The organism is Neorhizobium puerariae (genome assembly GCF_042429745.1).
Taxonomy (GTDB): domain Bacteria; phylum Pseudomonadota; class Alphaproteobacteria; order Rhizobiales; family Rhizobiaceae; genus Neorhizobium; species Neorhizobium puerariae.
In genome coordinates this window covers 23,468-40,037 of record NZ_JBHMAA010000028.1, presented here as the reverse complement: position 1 = coordinate 40,037, position 16,570 = coordinate 23,468, and the positions used below count along the sequence as shown (strand labels likewise).

The 16,570-nt window shown below is 63.4% G+C and carries 14 protein-coding genes; 4 read left to right on the top strand and 10 right to left on the bottom strand.

All coding sequences use genetic code 11. The features are described 5' to 3' along the window. Positions 1 to 2: 2 nt before the first annotated feature. Positions 3 to 671 carry a GntR family transcriptional regulator gene (locus ACFFP0_RS23015; RefSeq protein WP_377264548.1) on the top strand — a complete coding sequence of 223 codons (669 nt, stop codon included), beginning with the start codon at positions 3 to 5 and terminating at the stop codon, positions 669 to 671. 4 nt (positions 672 to 675) lie between these two features. Here the strand turns inward: ACFFP0_RS23015 and ACFFP0_RS23010 are convergent, their stop codons facing one another. The 5 genes from ACFFP0_RS23010 to ACFFP0_RS22990 all read right to left on the bottom strand — a co-directional run bounded on the left by ACFFP0_RS23010 (position 676) and on the right by ACFFP0_RS22990 (position 5,953). Then, a complete protein-coding gene (locus ACFFP0_RS23010) occupies positions 676 to 1,413 on the bottom strand; it encodes a copper homeostasis protein CutC (RefSeq protein ID WP_377264639.1) in 738 nt (245 codons plus the stop codon). A 1-nt stretch (position 1,414) separates the two neighbouring features. Next, positions 1,415 to 2,401, bottom strand: coding sequence for an ROK family protein (locus ACFFP0_RS23005; RefSeq protein WP_377264547.1), 987 nt, complete (start codon positions 2,399 to 2,401; stop codon positions 1,415 to 1,417). Beyond that, positions 2,398 to 3,264: an ABC transporter permease gene (locus ACFFP0_RS23000; protein WP_377264546.1), complete on the bottom strand. Its 867-nt coding sequence runs from the start codon at positions 3,262 to 3,264 to the stop codon at positions 2,398 to 2,400. Before ACFFP0_RS23000 ends, ACFFP0_RS23005 begins: the two co-directional genes overlap by 4 nt. Next, positions 3,264 to 4,184, bottom strand: a complete 921-nt coding sequence (locus ACFFP0_RS22995) for an ABC transporter permease (RefSeq protein ID WP_377264545.1) — start codon at positions 4,182 to 4,184, stop codon at positions 3,264 to 3,266. The genes ACFFP0_RS23000 and ACFFP0_RS22995 overlap by 1 nt, the downstream gene beginning before the upstream one ends. 233 nt (positions 4,185 to 4,417) lie before the next feature. Further along, positions 4,418 to 5,953, bottom strand: a complete 1,536-nt coding sequence (locus tag ACFFP0_RS22990) for an ABC transporter substrate-binding protein (protein ID WP_377264544.1) — start codon at positions 5,951 to 5,953, stop codon at positions 4,418 to 4,420. 145 nt (positions 5,954 to 6,098) lie between these two features. On the opposite strand from ACFFP0_RS22990, the gene ACFFP0_RS22985 reads away from it, so the two are divergent. After that, entirely contained in the window at positions 6,099 to 7,232 is a 1,134-nt protein-coding gene (locus ACFFP0_RS22985; protein WP_377264543.1) for an ROK family transcriptional regulator, read from the top strand. Positions 7,233 to 7,251: 19 nt separating this feature from the next. Beyond that, positions 7,252 to 8,694 carry a M81 family metallopeptidase gene (locus ACFFP0_RS22980; RefSeq protein WP_377264542.1) on the top strand — a complete coding sequence of 481 codons (1,443 nt, stop codon included), beginning with the start codon at positions 7,252 to 7,254 and terminating at the stop codon, positions 8,692 to 8,694. Between the two features lie 82 nt (positions 8,695 to 8,776). On the opposite strand, the gene ACFFP0_RS22975 is transcribed toward ACFFP0_RS22980, so the two are convergent. Further along, positions 8,777 to 9,697 carry a LysR family transcriptional regulator gene (locus ACFFP0_RS22975; protein ID WP_377264541.1) on the bottom strand — a complete coding sequence of 307 codons (921 nt, stop codon included), beginning with the start codon at positions 9,695 to 9,697 and terminating at the stop codon, positions 8,777 to 8,779. 118 nt (positions 9,698 to 9,815) lie between these two features. Here ACFFP0_RS22975 and mdlC point away from each other — a divergent pair, with 118 nt between their 5' ends. Beyond that, positions 9,816 to 12,899, top strand: a complete 3,084-nt coding sequence (gene mdlC / locus ACFFP0_RS22970; protein WP_377264540.1) for a benzoylformate decarboxylase — start codon at positions 9,816 to 9,818, stop codon at positions 12,897 to 12,899. Between the two features lie 65 nt (positions 12,900 to 12,964). Here the strand turns inward: mdlC and ACFFP0_RS22965 are convergent, their stop codons facing one another. The 4 genes from ACFFP0_RS22965 to ACFFP0_RS22950 form a co-directional block, all read right to left on the bottom strand. Further along, a complete protein-coding gene (locus ACFFP0_RS22965; RefSeq protein WP_377264539.1) occupies positions 12,965 to 13,423 on the bottom strand; it encodes a DUF3237 domain-containing protein in 459 nt (152 codons plus the stop codon). A gap of 9 nt (positions 13,424 to 13,432) precedes the next feature. Continuing rightward, the gene (locus ACFFP0_RS22960) at positions 13,433 to 14,728 is read right to left on the bottom strand and encodes a TRAP transporter large permease (protein ID WP_377264538.1); all 1,296 of its coding nucleotides are present in this window, start codon (positions 14,726 to 14,728) and stop codon (positions 13,433 to 13,435) included. Then, entirely contained in the window at positions 14,725 to 15,225 is a 501-nt protein-coding gene (locus tag ACFFP0_RS22955) for a TRAP transporter small permease (protein ID WP_377264537.1), read from the bottom strand. Before ACFFP0_RS22955 ends, ACFFP0_RS22960 begins: the two co-directional genes overlap by 4 nt. A 68-nt stretch (positions 15,226 to 15,293) precedes the next feature. Continuing rightward, positions 15,294 to 16,313: a TRAP transporter substrate-binding protein gene (locus ACFFP0_RS22950; protein WP_377264536.1), complete on the bottom strand. Its 1,020-nt coding sequence runs from the start codon at positions 16,311 to 16,313 to the stop codon at positions 15,294 to 15,296. Positions 16,314 to 16,570: the final 257 nt, after the last annotated feature.

The window sequence follows — 16,570 nt, the reverse complement described above, 5'->3', positions numbered from 1 at the left end:
CCATGACCATCCTTGGAATGAACATCGTGCCGGAACCCCTTCTCCGCCAGAAGGTCACCGAAGCCATCCGTGCCTCGATCGCCGCCGGAAACCTGGCCCCGGGACAGAAATTGGTCGAACGGGAGATATGCGGCGAGCTCGGCATCAGCCGAACGGTCCTGCGCGAGGCCCTGCAGCATCTCGAAGCCGAAGGCCTGATCGTCAACCGATCCCGCCGTGGCCGGTCGGTGGCCAGCATCGGCCGCGAGGAGGCAAGGCAGATCTACGAGGTTCGCAGGGCGCTGGAAGGATTGATCGGAGCGGGGTTTGCCGAAAACGCGACCGCCTTGCAGATCGGCAGGCTCAAGACCCACCTCCAGTCAATCAGGAACAGGCCCCCGCGCGATATCTTTGCCGCCGAACAGCAGTTCTTCGCGATGATGCTCGAACATTGCGGCAACCAGGTCGCCGCCGACTTCGCACGCCAGCTCGACGGCCGGATCATGATCCTGAAACAGCGTTCGGCCTTCCAGAACATCCCGCTCGCCGAACGCCTTTCGGAACTCGGCGCGATCGCCGCTGCCGTCGAGGCGCGCAACGGCCGCCTGGCCGGAGATCTTTGCATGAAGCGGATCGAGCGGTTGTCCGAAAGTGTCGATCTGCTGACCCTGCCGGAGGCCGTGGCCTCCTGAGGCATCAGGCCGGGACCGCATCGATCCCGTCGAGGAGGCTGCGCATCCCGCACACGATGCCGCGATCCGTCACATGGGATACGGCGGCTTCGAAGCCGAAAGCTATCGAGCGCTCGTCCCTGCTCTCGACCGGCCGGCGGCAGGAACTATGCACCTCATGCACGCCGGTCCCGCGCACGACCTGTTCGACGGTCGAGAGATTGATGCCCCCGCCGGGCATGATCGAGACGCGCTCCCCGGCCCGTTCGACAAGCTGCCGGATGAGATCGGCGCCTTCGGGACCGGTCACCTTCAAGCCCGACGTGAGGATGCGCTCGACACCGAGGTCGACCGCCTGCTCCAGGGCTTCGAACGGATCGGGCACCAGATCGAAAGCGCGATGCAACGTCACCCCGAGCCCCCCGGCCTTTTTCATCAGCCGTCCGAGCATGGGTCGGTCAAGCCGCATGTCCGGGCGGCTCGCGCCGATGACGACGCCTGCCAGTCCCGCCGCCCGCGCCGCATCGATATCGGCCGACATCGCGGCTTCGTTGTCGGCATCGTAGATGAAATTGCCTGCACGCGGCCTGATGATCGCGTAGACCGGAATTGGCGCCTTCGCGGCCAGCGCCATCATGCCCGGCGACGCCGTAAGTCCACCGACATCGAGCGCGGCGCAGAGCTCGATCCGGTCCGCGCCGCCGGCGATCGCAGCCGCCATGCCCTCCGGGCTATCCACACAGACTTCCAGCAGAACCGGCAACTCAGCCTCCCTGGCGGCCGTAGACGGCACTCTGATGTCCGAGCACGGCAGCACCGAGCAGCCCACCGTCATCCTGCCGAAGGGCGGGCGTCACCAGCGGATGGTCGAGACGGTTGAGAATGCGCCTGCGCACGGCCAGGTCAAGCACATCGATGAGCGGCGTAACGGAGGCAAGCCCGCCACCGACCGGCACGATCGAGGCTCCGGTGACGTTGACCGCCAATGCCAGGGGATCTGCGATCAGCTCGATATGGACGGCGACTGTTCTTGCTGCCCTCGCCTCGCCCGCCTGCCAGTCTTCGAGAATGCGATGGCTCGTTTCCTCGCAACCATGCAGGAAATGATGCAGCCGCTCGATACCCCGCGCTCCGCCGATCGTGTCGACGCAACCCGATTGGCCGCAGCCGCAGGAAAAGCGCGGAACATGCAGCGTCTCGCCGTCGATCTCGACGGTCGTGTTGAGGATCGGACCATGGCCCCATTCGCCCGTGACGCCGCCTGCACCGCGCACCAGCCGGCCGTCGATGGCGAGCCCGCCACCGATCCCCGTCCCCATGATGGCGCAGAAGACCACGGAATGCCCGCGCCCTGCCCCTTCATTGGCCTCCGCCAGCGTCAGGCAGTCCGCATCGTTGGCCGCCAGGACCTGACGGCCGAGGAGCGACGCAAGATCGGCGCTGATTCTCCGCCCCGTGACACAGGGAATGTTGGCCGATGTCGCCTTACCGTCCCGCGGATCGATCAATCCCGCGATCGATACGGCCAGAGGAGACCCCGCTTCCCCGGCATGGAGGTTCCGGTCGATCAGCAGCGCAAGCGAGGCTGCCAGCTCGCTCCAGCTTGCCGCCGGCGTTGCGACCTTGTCGAGCGGAACGAGCACGCCCGGCTCCGGCGAGACCGCGAACTTCATGAATGACCCGCCGATATCGACGCAGAAGACCGGCAGGGTCGGGCCTGTGGTGCGTGGCATGGCTGCAGCGATACTCATTTGCGGGGGTCCAGGAGGTCGCGCAGGCCATCGCCCAGGATGTTGAAGCCGAGCACGGTGATCATGATGGCAAGGCCCGGAAACAGCGACATCCAGATATTGAGGCCGAGATAGTTGCGGCCGTCGCTCATCATCGCGCCCCATTCCGGCAGCGGCGGCTGTGCGCCGAGGCCGAGGAAGGACAGGCTCGCCGCCGACAGGATGACGGTGCCGGCGGTCAGCGTCGACTGCACGATGATCGGCCCGATCGCGTTGCGCAGGATGTAATGCGTCATGATGCGCCGGCGTGAGATGCCGAGCGAAACGGCGGCTTCGACATAATCCATGCTTTTCAGGCCGAGGGTCAGGTTCCGGCTGAGACGGGCGTAGACCGGCACGGAAAAAATGGCAATGGCGATCAGAAGATTGACGAGGCTGGTGCCCAGCACGCTGACGATCAGGATGGCCAGCACGATGCCCGGAAAGGCGAAGAGGATGTCCATCATCCACATGATCGCCTGGTCGACATAGCGGCCGCTCATGCCGGACAGGATGCCGAGCGGCACGCCGGCCAGCACGGCCAGCCCGACGCTCAGCACCACTTCGACGAGCGAGATGCGCGCCCCGTGGACCACGCGGGCGAAGATGTCCCGGCCGTTGTCGTCCGTTCCGAAAGGATGAGCCCAGGACGGCGGTTCCATGGTTGCGAGCAGGTCCTGGGCATAGGGGTCCGCCGGTGCGATCAAAGGCGCGAAGATCGCCCCCAGCACGATGACGCCGATCAGAAAGCCGCCAAGGGCGATGCCACGATGTCCCGCGAGCCAGCGCAAGGCCCTGAAGGCGATCGGCCGGCGCGGTGCGCTGTCTGTATCGATCGACGCCATCAGTCGAACCTTATCTTCGGGTTGAGGAAGGCGATCAGCAGCTCGGCCAGGAAATTCATGGCCACCACGCCGGTGACGGCGACCAGCGTGACGCCCTGGATGACGGGATAGTCGCGATAACGCACCGCATCGACGAGGAAGCGCCCGATACCCGGCCAGTTGAAGACGGATTCGGTGACCACCGCCCCGCCCATGAGACTGCCGAAATTGAGGCCGACGATGGTGATGATGGGAATGAGCGCATTGCGCAGCGCATGGCTCCAGTAGATCGACCGCGGCGCGACGCCCTTGGCATAGGCCGTGCGGATATAGTCCTGCCCCATGACCTCGATCATGCTGGAGCGGGTCATGCGGGCAATCACGGCCGTCGGCAACACGGCGAGCGTGATCGACGGCAGGATAAAACTCTTCCAGGATTGGACGCCGAGCAGCGGCAGCCAGCCAAGCTGGACGGAAAAGGTGTTCATCGCCATCAGCGCCAGCCAGAAATTGGCGATCGACGCTCCGGCAATGGCAAGCACCATCACGAACTGATCCGGCCAGCCGTGCCGATAGATGGCGGCGATCATGCCGGCCGGCACACCGATGCCGATCGCGATGATATAGGCCGTGATCGCAAGCCCGATCGTGAACGGCAGGCGTTCGGCAATCTCGTCGACCACCGGCAGCTTGGACTTGATGGAGATACCGAGATCGCCCCTGACGGCGCCAGAGGCGAAGGATGCATATTGTTCCGGCAGGCTGCGGTCGAGGCCGAGCCTGCGCGTCATGTTGTCGACCGCCTCCTGCGTCGCCTCAGGCCCCGCCATCAGCCGCGCCGGATCGCCCGGCAGCGCGCGGATCGCAATGAAGACAAGCAGCGACACGCCGATCAGGATCAGCGGCAGGGCCAGCAGTTTCTTGACGATATAGGCCTTCATCCGCCTTCTACATTTTCATTTCAGGCTCTCCCATACCGGAAAGCTTCAAGATCTATCGACATGGCCACACCACCCGACGTCATCCTCGGGCTTATCCCGAGGATCTGGCCACGTCCAATGTGGATGGATGCCCGGGACAGGCCCGAGCATGACGAACGGCAGGGCCGACACCTTTCCAATTGACCGGAGCAGATGACGGACGGGACAGACCCACCCGCCGCATGCTCCTTGTATTACTTCCTGGCTTCCTTGACGACGATCAGGCCGCCGGGGATGACCCATGCGCCCTTGACGCCGGCGCGCGTCGCGAAGAGATCCTGCTTCGTATAGAGCAGCACATGCGGCGCCTCGTCGTTCACCAGCTTCTGCGCATCGACATAGATCGCGTTGCGAGCCTTTTCATCGAGCGTCGAGGCGGCCTTGTCGATCAGTGCATCGAGGTTCGGATCGTTGAAGAAACCGAGATTGGCACCGGCCGGAGATGCGCTCTTCGAGTAGTAAAGCGGCCGGAACTGCAGATCGGCGCCATTGACGCCGGAAGACCAGGAGGCGATCGAGGAACCTATATTGTCCTTCTCCTTACCTGCCGGATCGAGGAAGGCCGCCTTGGACCAGACGCCGCCTTCCATCTTGCGGACTTCCAGCTTGACGCCCGCCTTGGCCCACATTGCCTGCAACAGCTCGCCGATACGGGCTTCCTGCTCCTGCACGATGGTGGTCATCGAAAAACCGTCCGGATAACCGGCATCCTTCAGGAGCTGCTTGGCCTTTTCGACGTCATAGGTGTAGGGCGCGAGCGACTTGTCGTATCCCGGCGTGACCGGTGCGAGCGGCGAATTGGCAGGCGTTGCGAAACCCTGCGTGAAGGCCTTCACGATGCCTTCGCGGTCCGTCGCATAATTCAGCGCCTGACGGACGCGGACATCGTCGAGCGGCTTCATCCTGGTGTTGAGCGAGACCCAGAAGACGGCCGAACCGTCGGTCGTCGAAAGCTTCATTTCGGGATTTGCCTTCACCTGCTGGGCAAACGCGGAGGGAAACGGGTTTATGACGTCGGCGTCACCGGTCTGCAGCGCCATGTTCATGACCGAGGGCTCGGCCGTCCAGCTCCACCTGATCTCGTCCTCCCCCTTTGGCGCGCCGCCCCACCAGTCGGTGTTCCTGACCTGAAGCACGTATTCGCCGGACTTGTATTCCTGCAGTTTGTAAGAGCCTGTGCCGACCGCCCTGGCGCCGATCGTGCCGGCGGCATCCGCCGCCGGGCTCACCATCAGGCACGGACCGGTGGACAGCAATGCAAGAAACGCCGGATACTGGGTCTTCAGCTTGAACTGCACGGTCATCGGATCGACGGCGGTGACGCCTTCGAGGAAGGTACGCAGACGGCCGCTCGCGGCAAGGCCGCGCTTGGTATCGAGATGGCGGGCGAAATTCTTGACCACGGCGTCGGCATCGAAGGGCGTACCGTCGTGGAACTTGACGTTCGGGCGAAGCTTGAAGGTCCAGACGAGGCCGGAAGCGTCCGCCGACCATTCGGTGGCGAGCGCCGGCTTCAGCGAAAGGTCCGGATCGCGCTTGAGGAGGCCCTCGTACATCGGGTCGAGCAGCGCGGCCGTATAGGTGGCGGTCTGGTCGCCCGGGTCCATGGAACGCGGCGCCTCGCTCTGCATCACATTGAGCGTGGCCGCCCCGGCGGCGATCGGGAACGCAAGGCTGCCTGCTACCGCGCAGGCATGTGCAAAATGACGACTTTTCAGGAACATGGCCATGATTGTTCACCCTTTTGTTTTGTTGACGTAATGGCGGCGTCAACCGCCTTAGATCACATTTATAATTTATTGGCGTTGATTTGTTCATTTTCTGAACTTAGTGTCAAGCCACAATCCCAACCTGCGAGCCGCCGCTTTGAACGCCATGCTCACCTCATCCCAGCGCCAGTTGCTGCGTGTCATCAGCACATCGGGCCCGCTCAGCCGGACCGAGATGGCGCATATGCTGGGCTTGAGCAAGGCAGCCATGAGCGGCATCGCCCGCGACCTGATCGATCTCGGCGTGCTTCACGAGACGGAGACCATCTACGGTCAGGGCCGGCCGTCGGTCCTGCTCGATCTGCACCCGGAATGCGCTTTCTTCGTCGGCATCTCGTTGCTCGAAGATCCGGCGCCGATGATCCTCAGCGACCTGAACGGCCGGATCATCGCAAGGCGGGCAATGCCCCTGTCGCGCGACCCGGCCGTCATCGCCGATGCAATCGCCGAAGGCCTGCCGGGCCTGCTCGAAGCCCATCCGGAGGCCCGGGAGAAACTCTCCGGCATCGGCGTGGCGCTGTCCGGTTTCGTCGACGAGACGCAATCGAACTGCGTCCAGTCGACATTGCTCAACTGGCAGGACGTGCCGCTCGCAAGGATCATCCGTGAACGCTCCGGCGTCGAGACCTTCATCGAGAACGACGCCAAGGCCGTCGCTGTCAGCGAAAAACTGTTCGGCAGCGCCCGGGAAATCCAGAACTTCAGCGTCGTCTCTCTCGGCGACGGCATCGGCTGTGCCCATTTCATCGACGGCAAGCTCTATCGCGGCAACCACGGCGGCGCCGGCGAAATCGCCCATTGCACCATAGAGCCCGGCGGGGCTCCCTGCCGCTGCGGCAAGCGCGGCTGCCTGGATACCATCGCCTCCATGAAGGCGATCAAGGAAATGTCGCGCGCGGAAGGGCTGGAATGCGCCTCCCTTTCCGGTATCGAGGATGAAGCCTCGACCGGCAATGCGGCGGCGATCCGCATCCTGCACCGCGCCGGCTCGGCACTGGGTCTCGCAATCGCCAACCTCATCCAGATGAACGACCCCGGCCTCATCCTGATCACCCATGTCGAAGGTTCGTTCGACGGCCTGCTGGGCACGGTGGTCAACCAGGCGGTCGAAACCAACGTGCTGCCCCGCTACGCCGGCCAGACCCCGATCCGCATCAAGCGCGTCGACGGCGATGTCTGGGCGCGCGGCGCGGCGAGCATCGCAGCCCACAATTTCCTGATCGGCCCGAATACGAACTGAACACCAATCGAGGTTTCCCATGCGCATCGCTGTCGGCGGCATCCATATCGAATGCAGCACCTACAATCCGGTCCTGAACGAAGAGAAGGATTTTCGTATCGTGCGCGGTCCGGAACTGACGGCGGCGCCCTATTTCGCCTTCCTCAAGGATTACGACGCCGAATTCCTGCCGACCATCTATGCCCGCGCGATCGCCGGCGGGCCTGTGGCCCGTTCCACATACGAGCGCTTCAAGACGGAATTTCTGGAAAGGCTGAAACCTCTCCTGCCGCTCGACGGACTCTATCTCGCCATGCATGGCGCCATGTACGTTCAGGGCATGGAGGATGCGGAGGGCGACTGGATCACCGCCGCACGCGAACTGGTCGGTCCGGATTGCACGATCTCGGCAAGCTACGACCTGCACGGCAATGTCAGCCAGCGCATCATCGACGCGCTCGACATGTATTCCACCTATCGCACCGCGCCGCATATCGACGTCGAGGAAACCATGCGCCGCTCGGTGAGTATGCTGGTGGAAAGCCTGAAGACCGGCGTGAAGCCCGTGCTGCTCTGGGCGCCAATCCCGGTCGTGCTGCCGGGCGAGCGCACCAGCACGGTCGATGAACCCGCCAGGAGCCTCTATGCCATGATGCCGGAGATCGACGCGATCGACAGCGTCTGGGATGCATCGCTGATGGTCGGTTACGTCTGGGCGGACGAGCCGCGCACTACTGCGGCGGCAATCATGACCGGCACGGACCGGACCGTACTGGAGCGGGAAGCCAGGCGCGTCGCCAGGGCCTATTGGGATGCCCGCGAACAATTCGTTTTCGGCTGCGAAACCGGCTCGATCCGGGAATGCGTCGACAAGGCGATCGCCTCGAAGACGGCTCCGGTCGTGCTCGCCGAATCCGGCGACAACCCGACCGGCGGCGGTGTCGGCGACCGCGCCGAAGTGCTCGCCGAACTGATCGCCAGGGGCGCGACCGGCACCGTCTTCGCCGGCATCGCGGACAAGGAAGCCTGCGACGCCTGTTATGCGGCGGGCGTGGGCGCCGACCTCGATCTTTCCATCGGCGCTTCGCTCGACAATCTCGGCAGCAAACCCGTGCGGGTGAAGGTCAAGGTAAAGTTCCTGCACGAGGGCTCCGACCTCGCGGACCGGCAGGCCGTGGTGGCGATCGGCGGCATCGAACTTGTGCTCTCGGCCAAACGCCGCCCCTATCACAACATCGTCGACTTCACCCGGCTCGGCCTTGATCCGCATAACGCCAGGATCGTCGTCGTCAAGTCGGGCTATCTATCCCCGGAACTGGCGCCGATCGCCAATCCGAACCTGATGGCGCTGTCACCCGGTGTCGTCGACCAGTTCGTCGAACGTCTGGAGCGTCACCGCAAACAGCGCCCGACCTATCCTTTCGACAAGGACTTCGCCTACGAGCCGCAAGTCTTCCTGTCGGCACGCTCCGTGGCCCGCTGACCCGGAGCCGGTTAGGCATTGGCTTCTTGTTTTCATGCATGCCGTCGCCGCCAAACCGCTGCACAGCTTTGCGCGACATGGGTTAAACCACCTGTTCTTTCCACGTTTCGCTGATGCGCCGGACAGCCCGCAGCAGATTGGCGGTCGGCGGCGTCATCAGTCCCTTCTTGCGGCGGTAAACGCGGAATGTCCTCTGCCAGTCGAGGTCCGGCACGTTGACACGCATCATGTCGCCACGTTCGATCTCCTGCCTCACCAGCGGCAGGGGCATCCAGCAGAACAGCGATTCCGCGAGGACGGCCGCCTTCAGCACCGGCACCGATCGCGAAATGATCGACGGAGCGTTCGGCTCCAGCGCATTGTCGTGAAACCGGCGCTGCCATTCGCGCACCGTCGGTGTTCCGGGAGGGGGCATCGCCCAGCCGAACCGTGCCGCGTCGTCAAGCGACAGGTGTTCCCGCCTGCAGAAGGGATGATCGGAGCGCGCAAAGACCGAAACCGTATCGTGCATGATATCCGGGGTCGCGATGACGATGTCGTCGTCGAGATAGGGTTCCGGCGAGATGGCGATATCGATCGTGCCGCCCTTCAGCCCTTCCAGCACACGGTCTTCCAGATCTTCGATGATCTGATACTGCACTTCCGGGTGCTCCCGGCGCATTTCATGGATGACGGCGAGAATGAAACCGCTGACGACGCTGGCCACCCCGCCAATCCTGACGACGCCGCGGCTCGCCCCGCGCATCTGCTGGATCACGTCAGCGGCGTTCCCGACTTCCGAGACCACCAGTTTGGCATAAGGCAGCAGCGCTTCGCCGAACACGGTCGGCACCACGCCCCGCGTCGTGCGCTCGAACAGAGGCACGCCATAGCCGTCTTCAAGACGCTTCAGCATGCGGGTGATCGCCGGCTGCGTCATGTTGAGCGCCGCCGCCGCCGCGCCGAGACTGCCGCGGCGGGCACATTCCAGCATGATCTGGGCGGAACGCACATCCAAAGTCATGCCTTCGTGTAATGGATTCTTGGAAATTCTTCAATTCCAGGGCAAGGCTTTATCTGCGACACTGATAATGATGTGCAGGCGCGAGCCGAGGGCTCGTAGGCCGGGAGGAGGCCTTTGCATGAACAAGATGACGCGCGATTTCCTGTCCGGCAGCACGAGGATGCAGGACAGGACGGTGGCTGAGGCGGTGTTCGAGTTTCTGCAGCAGAAGGGCATCGACCGGATCTTCGGCAATCCGGGCTCGACGGAACTGCCGATGTTCATGAACATCCCGGAAGATTTTTCCTACGTGCTAGGACTGCAGGAATCGATCGTCGTCGCGATGGCGGATGCCTATGCGCAGGTGAGCCGCGGCCCGGCTTTCGTGAACCTGCATTCGGCCGCCGGCCTCGGCCATGCGCTTGGCAGTATCTACACCGCGTATCGCAACCGCGCGCCGCTGATCATCACCACCGGGCAGCAGAGCCGCGAACTCCTCCCTCACGACCCGTTCCTGTTTGCCGAAAGCGCGACGGATTTTCCGAAACCTTACGTGAAATGGGCCTGCGAGCCCGCCCGCGCCGAGGACGTGCCGGCGGCGATCGCCCGCGCCTACTATATGGCAATGCAGGCGCCTCGCGGCCCGGTCATGGTTTCCGTCCCCTTGAGCGACTGGCAGGCGCAGGCGGAGCCGGTGGCGATCCGCGCCGTCGAGACCGCGATCGATGCGCCGGCGGCGGCGCTCGATCGTCTCGCCGGCCGGCTGAACGATGCCAAGGAGCCGGTACTGGTGGTTGGGCCCGGCGTCGATATCGACGATGCCTGGGATTCGGCTGTGCGGCTTGCGGAAATCCTGCAGGCCAAGGTCTGGGTCAGCCCGCTTTCCTCGCGCTGCAGCTTTCCGGAGCGGCATCCGCTCTTTGCCGGTTTCCTGCCCGCCTTCCAGCCGAAACTGACCCAATGCCTTGGGGATGCGGACCTGGTGCTGGTTCTCGGCGCTCCGGCCTTCACCTATCATTTCGCCGGCTCCGGCCCGGATATTCCGGAAGGCGCCGACCTCTGGCTGATCACCGACGATCCGGCGCAGGCCGCAGGCGCGGTCATCGGCAATGCGATGATCTCCAATCTGCGTGCGGCTATCGAGGGTCTCGTCCATCGCCTGCTCTGCCGGCCACGCCGGACCGGCGGTCCGGCCCGCGCCATCCAGCGCCTCAGGCCGCCGAAAGGCATCACCCAGGAATTCCTCTACCAGACACTCGCCGATATCCGCTCGCCGGACAGCATCGTCTTCGAGGAGGCTCCGGGCGCACGGGACGCGCTGCATGATTTCCTGCCGATAGAGCGGCCGGGCGGCTTTTTCGCGACGGCCAGCGGCGGCCTGGGATATGCCCTGCCCGGCTCGGTCGGCGCTGCCCTGACAAGGCCGGACCAGCCCGTCATTGCCGTCATCGGCGATGGCTCCAGCCTCTACTCCATCCAGTCGATCTGGTCGGCGGTGGAATACGACGCCAACCTGATGATCGTGATCCTCAACAACGGCGGCTACAAGGTTCTGAAGGCGATTGCCGAAAAGACCGGCTCCGGTCGCATCGACGGCGTCGATATCGGCCACATGGATTTTGTGCGTGTCGCGGAAGCCCAGGGCTGCAAGGCCATGCGCTGCGAAAAGGGAGAAGAACTGGCCTCGTGCCTGCGGTACCTTCTGAGCATGAAAGGACCGCGTCTTTTGGAAGTCATTCTATCAGAGGAGGAGACTGAAATGAATGTCGCTGTCAGAAACGAGAAGATCCTGAAGACCCCGGAAAAGTTCTTCATCAACGGCGAATGGGTCGCGCCGTCGGGAACCGGCAAGCTCGACGTCATCTCGCCGGTAACCGAAGAACTGCTGATGAGCTATCCGGAAGCCGGCAACGCCGATATCGACAAGGCCGTCGCCGCCGCCCGCGACGCTTTCGACAACGGTCCCTGGCCGCGCCTGAGCAACAGGGAGCGCGCCGCATACCTGCGCAAGATCGCGGAACTGCTCACCGCCCGCCTTGACGAGATCGCCAATGCCTGGACCACCCAGGTCGGTGCGCCGATCTTCCTGACCAAGAAACTTGTCGGGCAGAATCCGGGTCTCTTCAACTATTATGCGGATCTGATCGAGAAGGATGACTTCGTCAGTCATCGCAAGCGCGCCGATGGCGGAGACGTTCGGGTCGTGCGCGAACCGGTCGGGGTCTGCGCCGCGATCACGCCGTGGAATGCCCCCATGGTGCTGCTGAACTACAAGGTCTCGGCAGCGCTCGCCGCCGGCTGCACGGTGGTTGCCAAGCCCTCCCCGGAAACCCCGCTGGAAGCCTATATCCTGGCGGAATGCATCGAGCAGGCCGGCCTGCCGAAAGGCGTTTTCAATCTTGTGCCGGCCGGTCGCGAAGGCGGCGACCATCTCGTCCGCCACAGGAGCGTAGACAAGGTGTCTTTCACGGGCAGCACCATCGCCGGACGGACGATCGCCGCGGCCTGCGCCGAGCGCCTCGCCCGCGTAAGCCTGGAGCTTGGCGGCAAGTCGGCAGCCGTGCTTCTCGATGACGCCGATTTCACCAAGGCGCTCCCGAGCCTGATGGTCTATTCCATGCCGATCACCGGTCAGGTCTGCTTCTCACTGACCCGCATCCTCGTGCCGGAATCCCGCAAACAGGAATTCACCGACCTGTTCGTGGGGGCGGTGAAGAACATCAAGGTCGGCGATCCGTCCGATCCGGCCACCCAGATGGGCCCGCTGACCATGGCCCGCCAGCTCGCCCGCGTCGAAGGTTATATCGCCGCCGGCCGCGAAGGCGGGGCGACGGTGGCCTGCGGCGGCGGACGCGTCAAAGGCATGGATCGCGGTTATTTCATCGAACCGACCGTCTTTACCGGGGTGACGATGGACATGAAGATTGCGCAGGAGGAAATCTTCGGGCCGGTCGTGTCGATCATCAGCTACAAGGATGAGGAGGAAGCCGCGAAAATCGCCAACGACACCATGTACGGCCTCTCCGGTGCGGTCTTCACTGCCGATCCGGAGCGCGGATATGCCTTTGCCAGGCGCATGCGCACCGGCAGCGTGACAGTGAACGGCATGATCGTCGACATCCACCATCCGTTCGGCGGCTTCAAGCAATCCGGCATCGGTCGTGAAGGCGGCCCCGAAGGGCTTGAGAACTATTTCGAGGTGAAAACCATTCACATGGCCTGATTGCGAGCCGGCCGGCAGAATTGGAAAAGGCAGTCGGATATCTCCGGCGGCCTTTCCTGTTTCTGTCAGATCACCTCGAAAACGCCGACCCGAACGGCGTTCGCCATGCGCTCTCCAGTGCCGATGAATATCGTATGGTTGAGCCAGCGGTAACGCGGATCGCCGGTCTGAAAACGCGGGTTGGTGCGCATGTAGTAAAGCGACGGATCGACATCCTCCCCCGCCGCAAGCCGGGCCAGCACGTCCGGCGGGCCGTGCCGGAAGCCGAAATTGCGGATATCGATCATCGCGCCGTCATGGGTTTCGATCACATAACGCGTATCGAGTTCGGCATGACCGGCATCGTAGACGCTCTGCCAATCCGCGCCGAGGTTGAGTATCCTTCCCGAGAGACGTTCGCCTTTCACCATGCCGCCGATGATCGGAATGATCCGCCAGCGGCCACCGGGACCATCTCCCTTCTCGATCGGCGGACCGAGCTCCGCATGGATTTCGCAGAGCAGCCTGAGGCCGGGAACCTGCATGGCGTCCTCCTATCGCATCGTCATCGGCAGCCAGAGCGCGATCATCGGGAACAAGACGAGCAGGATCAGGCGGATGATGTCGGTCAGAATGAAGGGCATCACCCCGCCGTAGATCGTCGTGAGTTTCACATCCTTGGCGATCGAGTTGATGACGAAGACATTGATGCCGACCGGCGGCGTGATCATCCCGAGCTCGCAGGACACGACGATGATGACACCGAACCATACCGGATCGAAACCGAGATGCGTGATGACGGGAAAGACGATCGGCACGAGCAGGATGATCATCGCCATCTCGTCCATCAGCGCGCCTGCGATGAAGAAGATCACGAGGATCAGCATCAGCGTGCCATAAGGGCCAAGGTCGAGCCCGACCAGAAGCGTCGTCAGCTTCTGGGGCGACTGGGTGATCGCCAGGAAATAGCCGAACAGGATCGCGCCGATCAGCACGCTGAAGAGCGACACCGAGGTCCTGAGCGATTCCACGAGACTGGCCATGATGAGCTTTGCATTGAGCCGTCCGCGCAGGATGCCGATCAGCATCGTGAGCAGCGCGCCGACCGCTGCCGCCTCGGTTGCCGTGGCGATGCCGAGATAGATGACGCCGATCACGGCAACGAATAGCACCAGCACGGCCCAGACGTCGCGAAGCGACGCGGCCGCCTCCTTGAAATCAAACGTCCTGCCGGGCGGCAGGCGCTTGCCGTGCGCGATCAGCACCGTCGCCATATACATCAGCGTCGCCAGGATGCCGGGCACGACGCCGGCCATCAGAAGCTGACCGACATCCGTCTCCGTGAGGAACGCATAGACGACCATCATGACGGACGGCGGGATCAGGATGCCGAGCGTGCCGCCGGCGGCGATCACACCGGTCGAGGTGGCGTCTTCATATCCGGCCTTTCGCATTTCCGGCAGGGCGATGCGGGTCATGGTCGCGGCGGTGGCAATCGAGCTGCCGCAGATCGCCGCAAAGCCGGCGCAGGCGGCGATCGTCGAAAGCGCCAGCCCGCCGCGGAACTGCCCCAGCCAGGCATTGCCGGTCCTGAACAATTCCCGCGACATGCCGGAATTGGTGGCGAACACGCCCATCAGGATGAAGAACGGCACCAGCGTGAGGTTGAAGTCCGTGATGACGCGGATCGGCGAGGTCGTCAGGAGATTGAGCGCCGGCCCGATGCCCCGCATCGAGGCGAAGCCGAAGACGCCCACAAGCCCCATCGAAACGCCCAGCGGCACGCGCAGGCCCATGAGCACGAACATGGCGACGAAGCCGCCGATGGCTACGATATCAGCGGTACTCATACGCCATGGCCCTCGAGCGGACTGGGCTCCTCCACCCTGCCGCGCGCGAACGGCACGACCGCGGTGGTCACGACGGCCGAGGCACAGCCGAGCCAGATCAGGCCGATCAGTGGCCAGACGGGAATACGCAGGTCGAAGGTAGCCTCATTGCTGTTGTAGGCGCTCGTCAGACGGAAGAACATCATGTAGGCGAGCAGGACCGTGAAGATCAGCAGCGCTCCCCAGGCTATGAAATCGAGAATGCGCCGCCCCGTCGGCCCCAAAGGCTCGTAAAGCAGGTCAACCGCGATATGTCCGCCGCGAAACCCGAGCGAGGCGAACCCCCACATCATGCAGGCGCCGATGAGATAACGAGAGAGGTCGAAGGAATCCGGGATGGCCCAGGAAAAGACGTAGCGGCCAACCGTCGAGGCGACGATCAGGATCGTACACAGGCCCAGCAAAAGGCCGGCGATCATATCCACCGCTTCGCTGAAGCGTTCGAGATATCGGTTCATGGCATAAGCTCGATCTATGAAGTACGGGAAGGCAGATGCGATCACCGCACCTGCCCTTGTGCCGAAGGTCACTTCACGTCGGCACCGTATTTCTTCAGCGTTTCGCCGAGATTCGCCCAGGCAGCCTTGGCATCGACGCCGGCCTCGGTCGCCGCGGCCTCCCACTCGCCCTGAAGCGTGGCCGTTGCCCTCTTCCAGAGGTTCACGTCATCAGGCGTCGGCTTGTAGAAAGTATGATTGCCGGCATCGATCATCTTCTGGCGGCCGGCAGCCTCGGCATCCGCCCACCTGGTTGCCATCTTCTCCGCCCATTCCGGCGTGCAGTGATCGTCCATCACCTTGCGGTCGGCAGGCGAAAGACCATCGATCTTGGCCTTGTTCATCACGAAGGCAAAGGTCGTAACGTAGAACGGCAGATCGAGATGATGCTTCGTGACATCCTGAAGGCCGAAGGTGTAGATCGAATTCCAGGGCGATGCAGTCATGTCGGCAGCCCCCTTGGAAATCAGCTCGCGCATTTCGCCGGCGGGAACCTGCACCGAAGCCGCCCCGAGCGAATTGACCAGCCGCGCCATCGTCGCATGCGCCGGACGGATGTTCTTGCCCTTGAGATCGGCCGGCACCTGGATCGGTCCCTTCGTCCCATGCAGCGTGCCCGGATCGTGCACGATGACCATGCAGGTATAGACGTCCTTCATCTCCCTGGTGGCATATTGGCGATACCATTCGTCAAGCGCCCTGGAACCGCCCTTCGCATTCGCGACCAGAAACGGAATTTCCCCCGCCGCGATGATCGGAAACCGCCCGGGCTGATAGCCCGGATTGATGAAACCGATATCGACGATGCCGTCGCGCGCCATGTCGTAGTGATCCGGCGCGGCCCCCAGCTGAGAGGCGGGATAGATGGTGATCGCGATACGCCCGCCGGACGCCTCGCCGATCGACTTTGCCCAAGGTTCCATACCGCCGGGCTGCAGCATGTGAGTGGCCGGCACCCAGTGCGACAGGGTGAGTTCCACTTCGGCCGCCTGAGCCGTCGCGGCGAATGCCGCAAGGCCGGCTGAAGCAAGCAATGCCTTCAGTTTCATGATTTCTCCTCCCGTTGAAATCGGAACCGGCGGAACTCCCCTTCCGCCGGACTGATGAAATACGTGACCCGGCCCGCGCGCTGCGCCGGAACCGCAGGAAACCCGATCAGGCTATGCGAAAGGCCGGAAACGCATGGTTGTCCGGTGCCGAAAAGCAGTTCGGCGAAATCTGCGCCTTGGAATGTCCGGAGACGAAGTTCTCCGTCCCTGCAATCGAAACCGGTCCTGCCAACTGAGCGGTAGGCGCCACTGCGCCG

What these genes read in the sequence shown, in the direction of transcription:
- ACFFP0_RS23015 (WP_377264548.1), top strand. Translation starts at nt 3, where the DNA reads ATGACCATCCTTGGAATGAACATCGTGCCGGAACCCCTTCTCCGCCAG.
- ACFFP0_RS23005 (WP_377264547.1), bottom strand. Translation starts at nt 2,401, where the DNA reads ATGAGTATCGCTGCAGCCATGCCACGCACCACAGGCCCGACCCTGCCG.
- ACFFP0_RS23000 (WP_377264546.1), bottom strand. Translation starts at nt 3,264, where the DNA reads ATGGCGTCGATCGATACAGACAGCGCACCGCGCCGGCCGATCGCCTTC.
- ACFFP0_RS22995 (WP_377264545.1), bottom strand. Translation starts at nt 4,184, where the DNA reads ATGAAGGCCTATATCGTCAAGAAACTGCTGGCCCTGCCGCTGATCCTG.
- ACFFP0_RS22990 (WP_377264544.1), bottom strand. Translation starts at nt 5,953, where the DNA reads ATGGCCATGTTCCTGAAAAGTCGTCATTTTGCACATGCCTGCGCGGTA.
- ACFFP0_RS22985 (WP_377264543.1), top strand. Translation starts at nt 6,099, where the DNA reads ATGCTCACCTCATCCCAGCGCCAGTTGCTGCGTGTCATCAGCACATCG.
- ACFFP0_RS22980 (WP_377264542.1), top strand. Translation starts at nt 7,252, where the DNA reads ATGCGCATCGCTGTCGGCGGCATCCATATCGAATGCAGCACCTACAAT.
- ACFFP0_RS22975 (WP_377264541.1), bottom strand. Translation starts at nt 9,697, where the DNA reads ATGACTTTGGATGTGCGTTCCGCCCAGATCATGCTGGAATGTGCCCGC.
- mdlC (WP_377264540.1), top strand. Translation starts at nt 9,816, where the DNA reads ATGAACAAGATGACGCGCGATTTCCTGTCCGGCAGCACGAGGATGCAG.
- ACFFP0_RS22965 (WP_377264539.1), bottom strand. Translation starts at nt 13,423, where the DNA reads ATGCAGGTTCCCGGCCTCAGGCTGCTCTGCGAAATCCATGCGGAGCTC.
- ACFFP0_RS22960 (WP_377264538.1), bottom strand. Translation starts at nt 14,728, where the DNA reads ATGAGTACCGCTGATATCGTAGCCATCGGCGGCTTCGTCGCCATGTTC.
- ACFFP0_RS22955 (WP_377264537.1), bottom strand. Translation starts at nt 15,225, where the DNA reads ATGAACCGATATCTCGAACGCTTCAGCGAAGCGGTGGATATGATCGCC.
- ACFFP0_RS22950 (WP_377264536.1), bottom strand. Translation starts at nt 16,313, where the DNA reads ATGAAACTGAAGGCATTGCTTGCTTCAGCCGGCCTTGCGGCATTCGCC.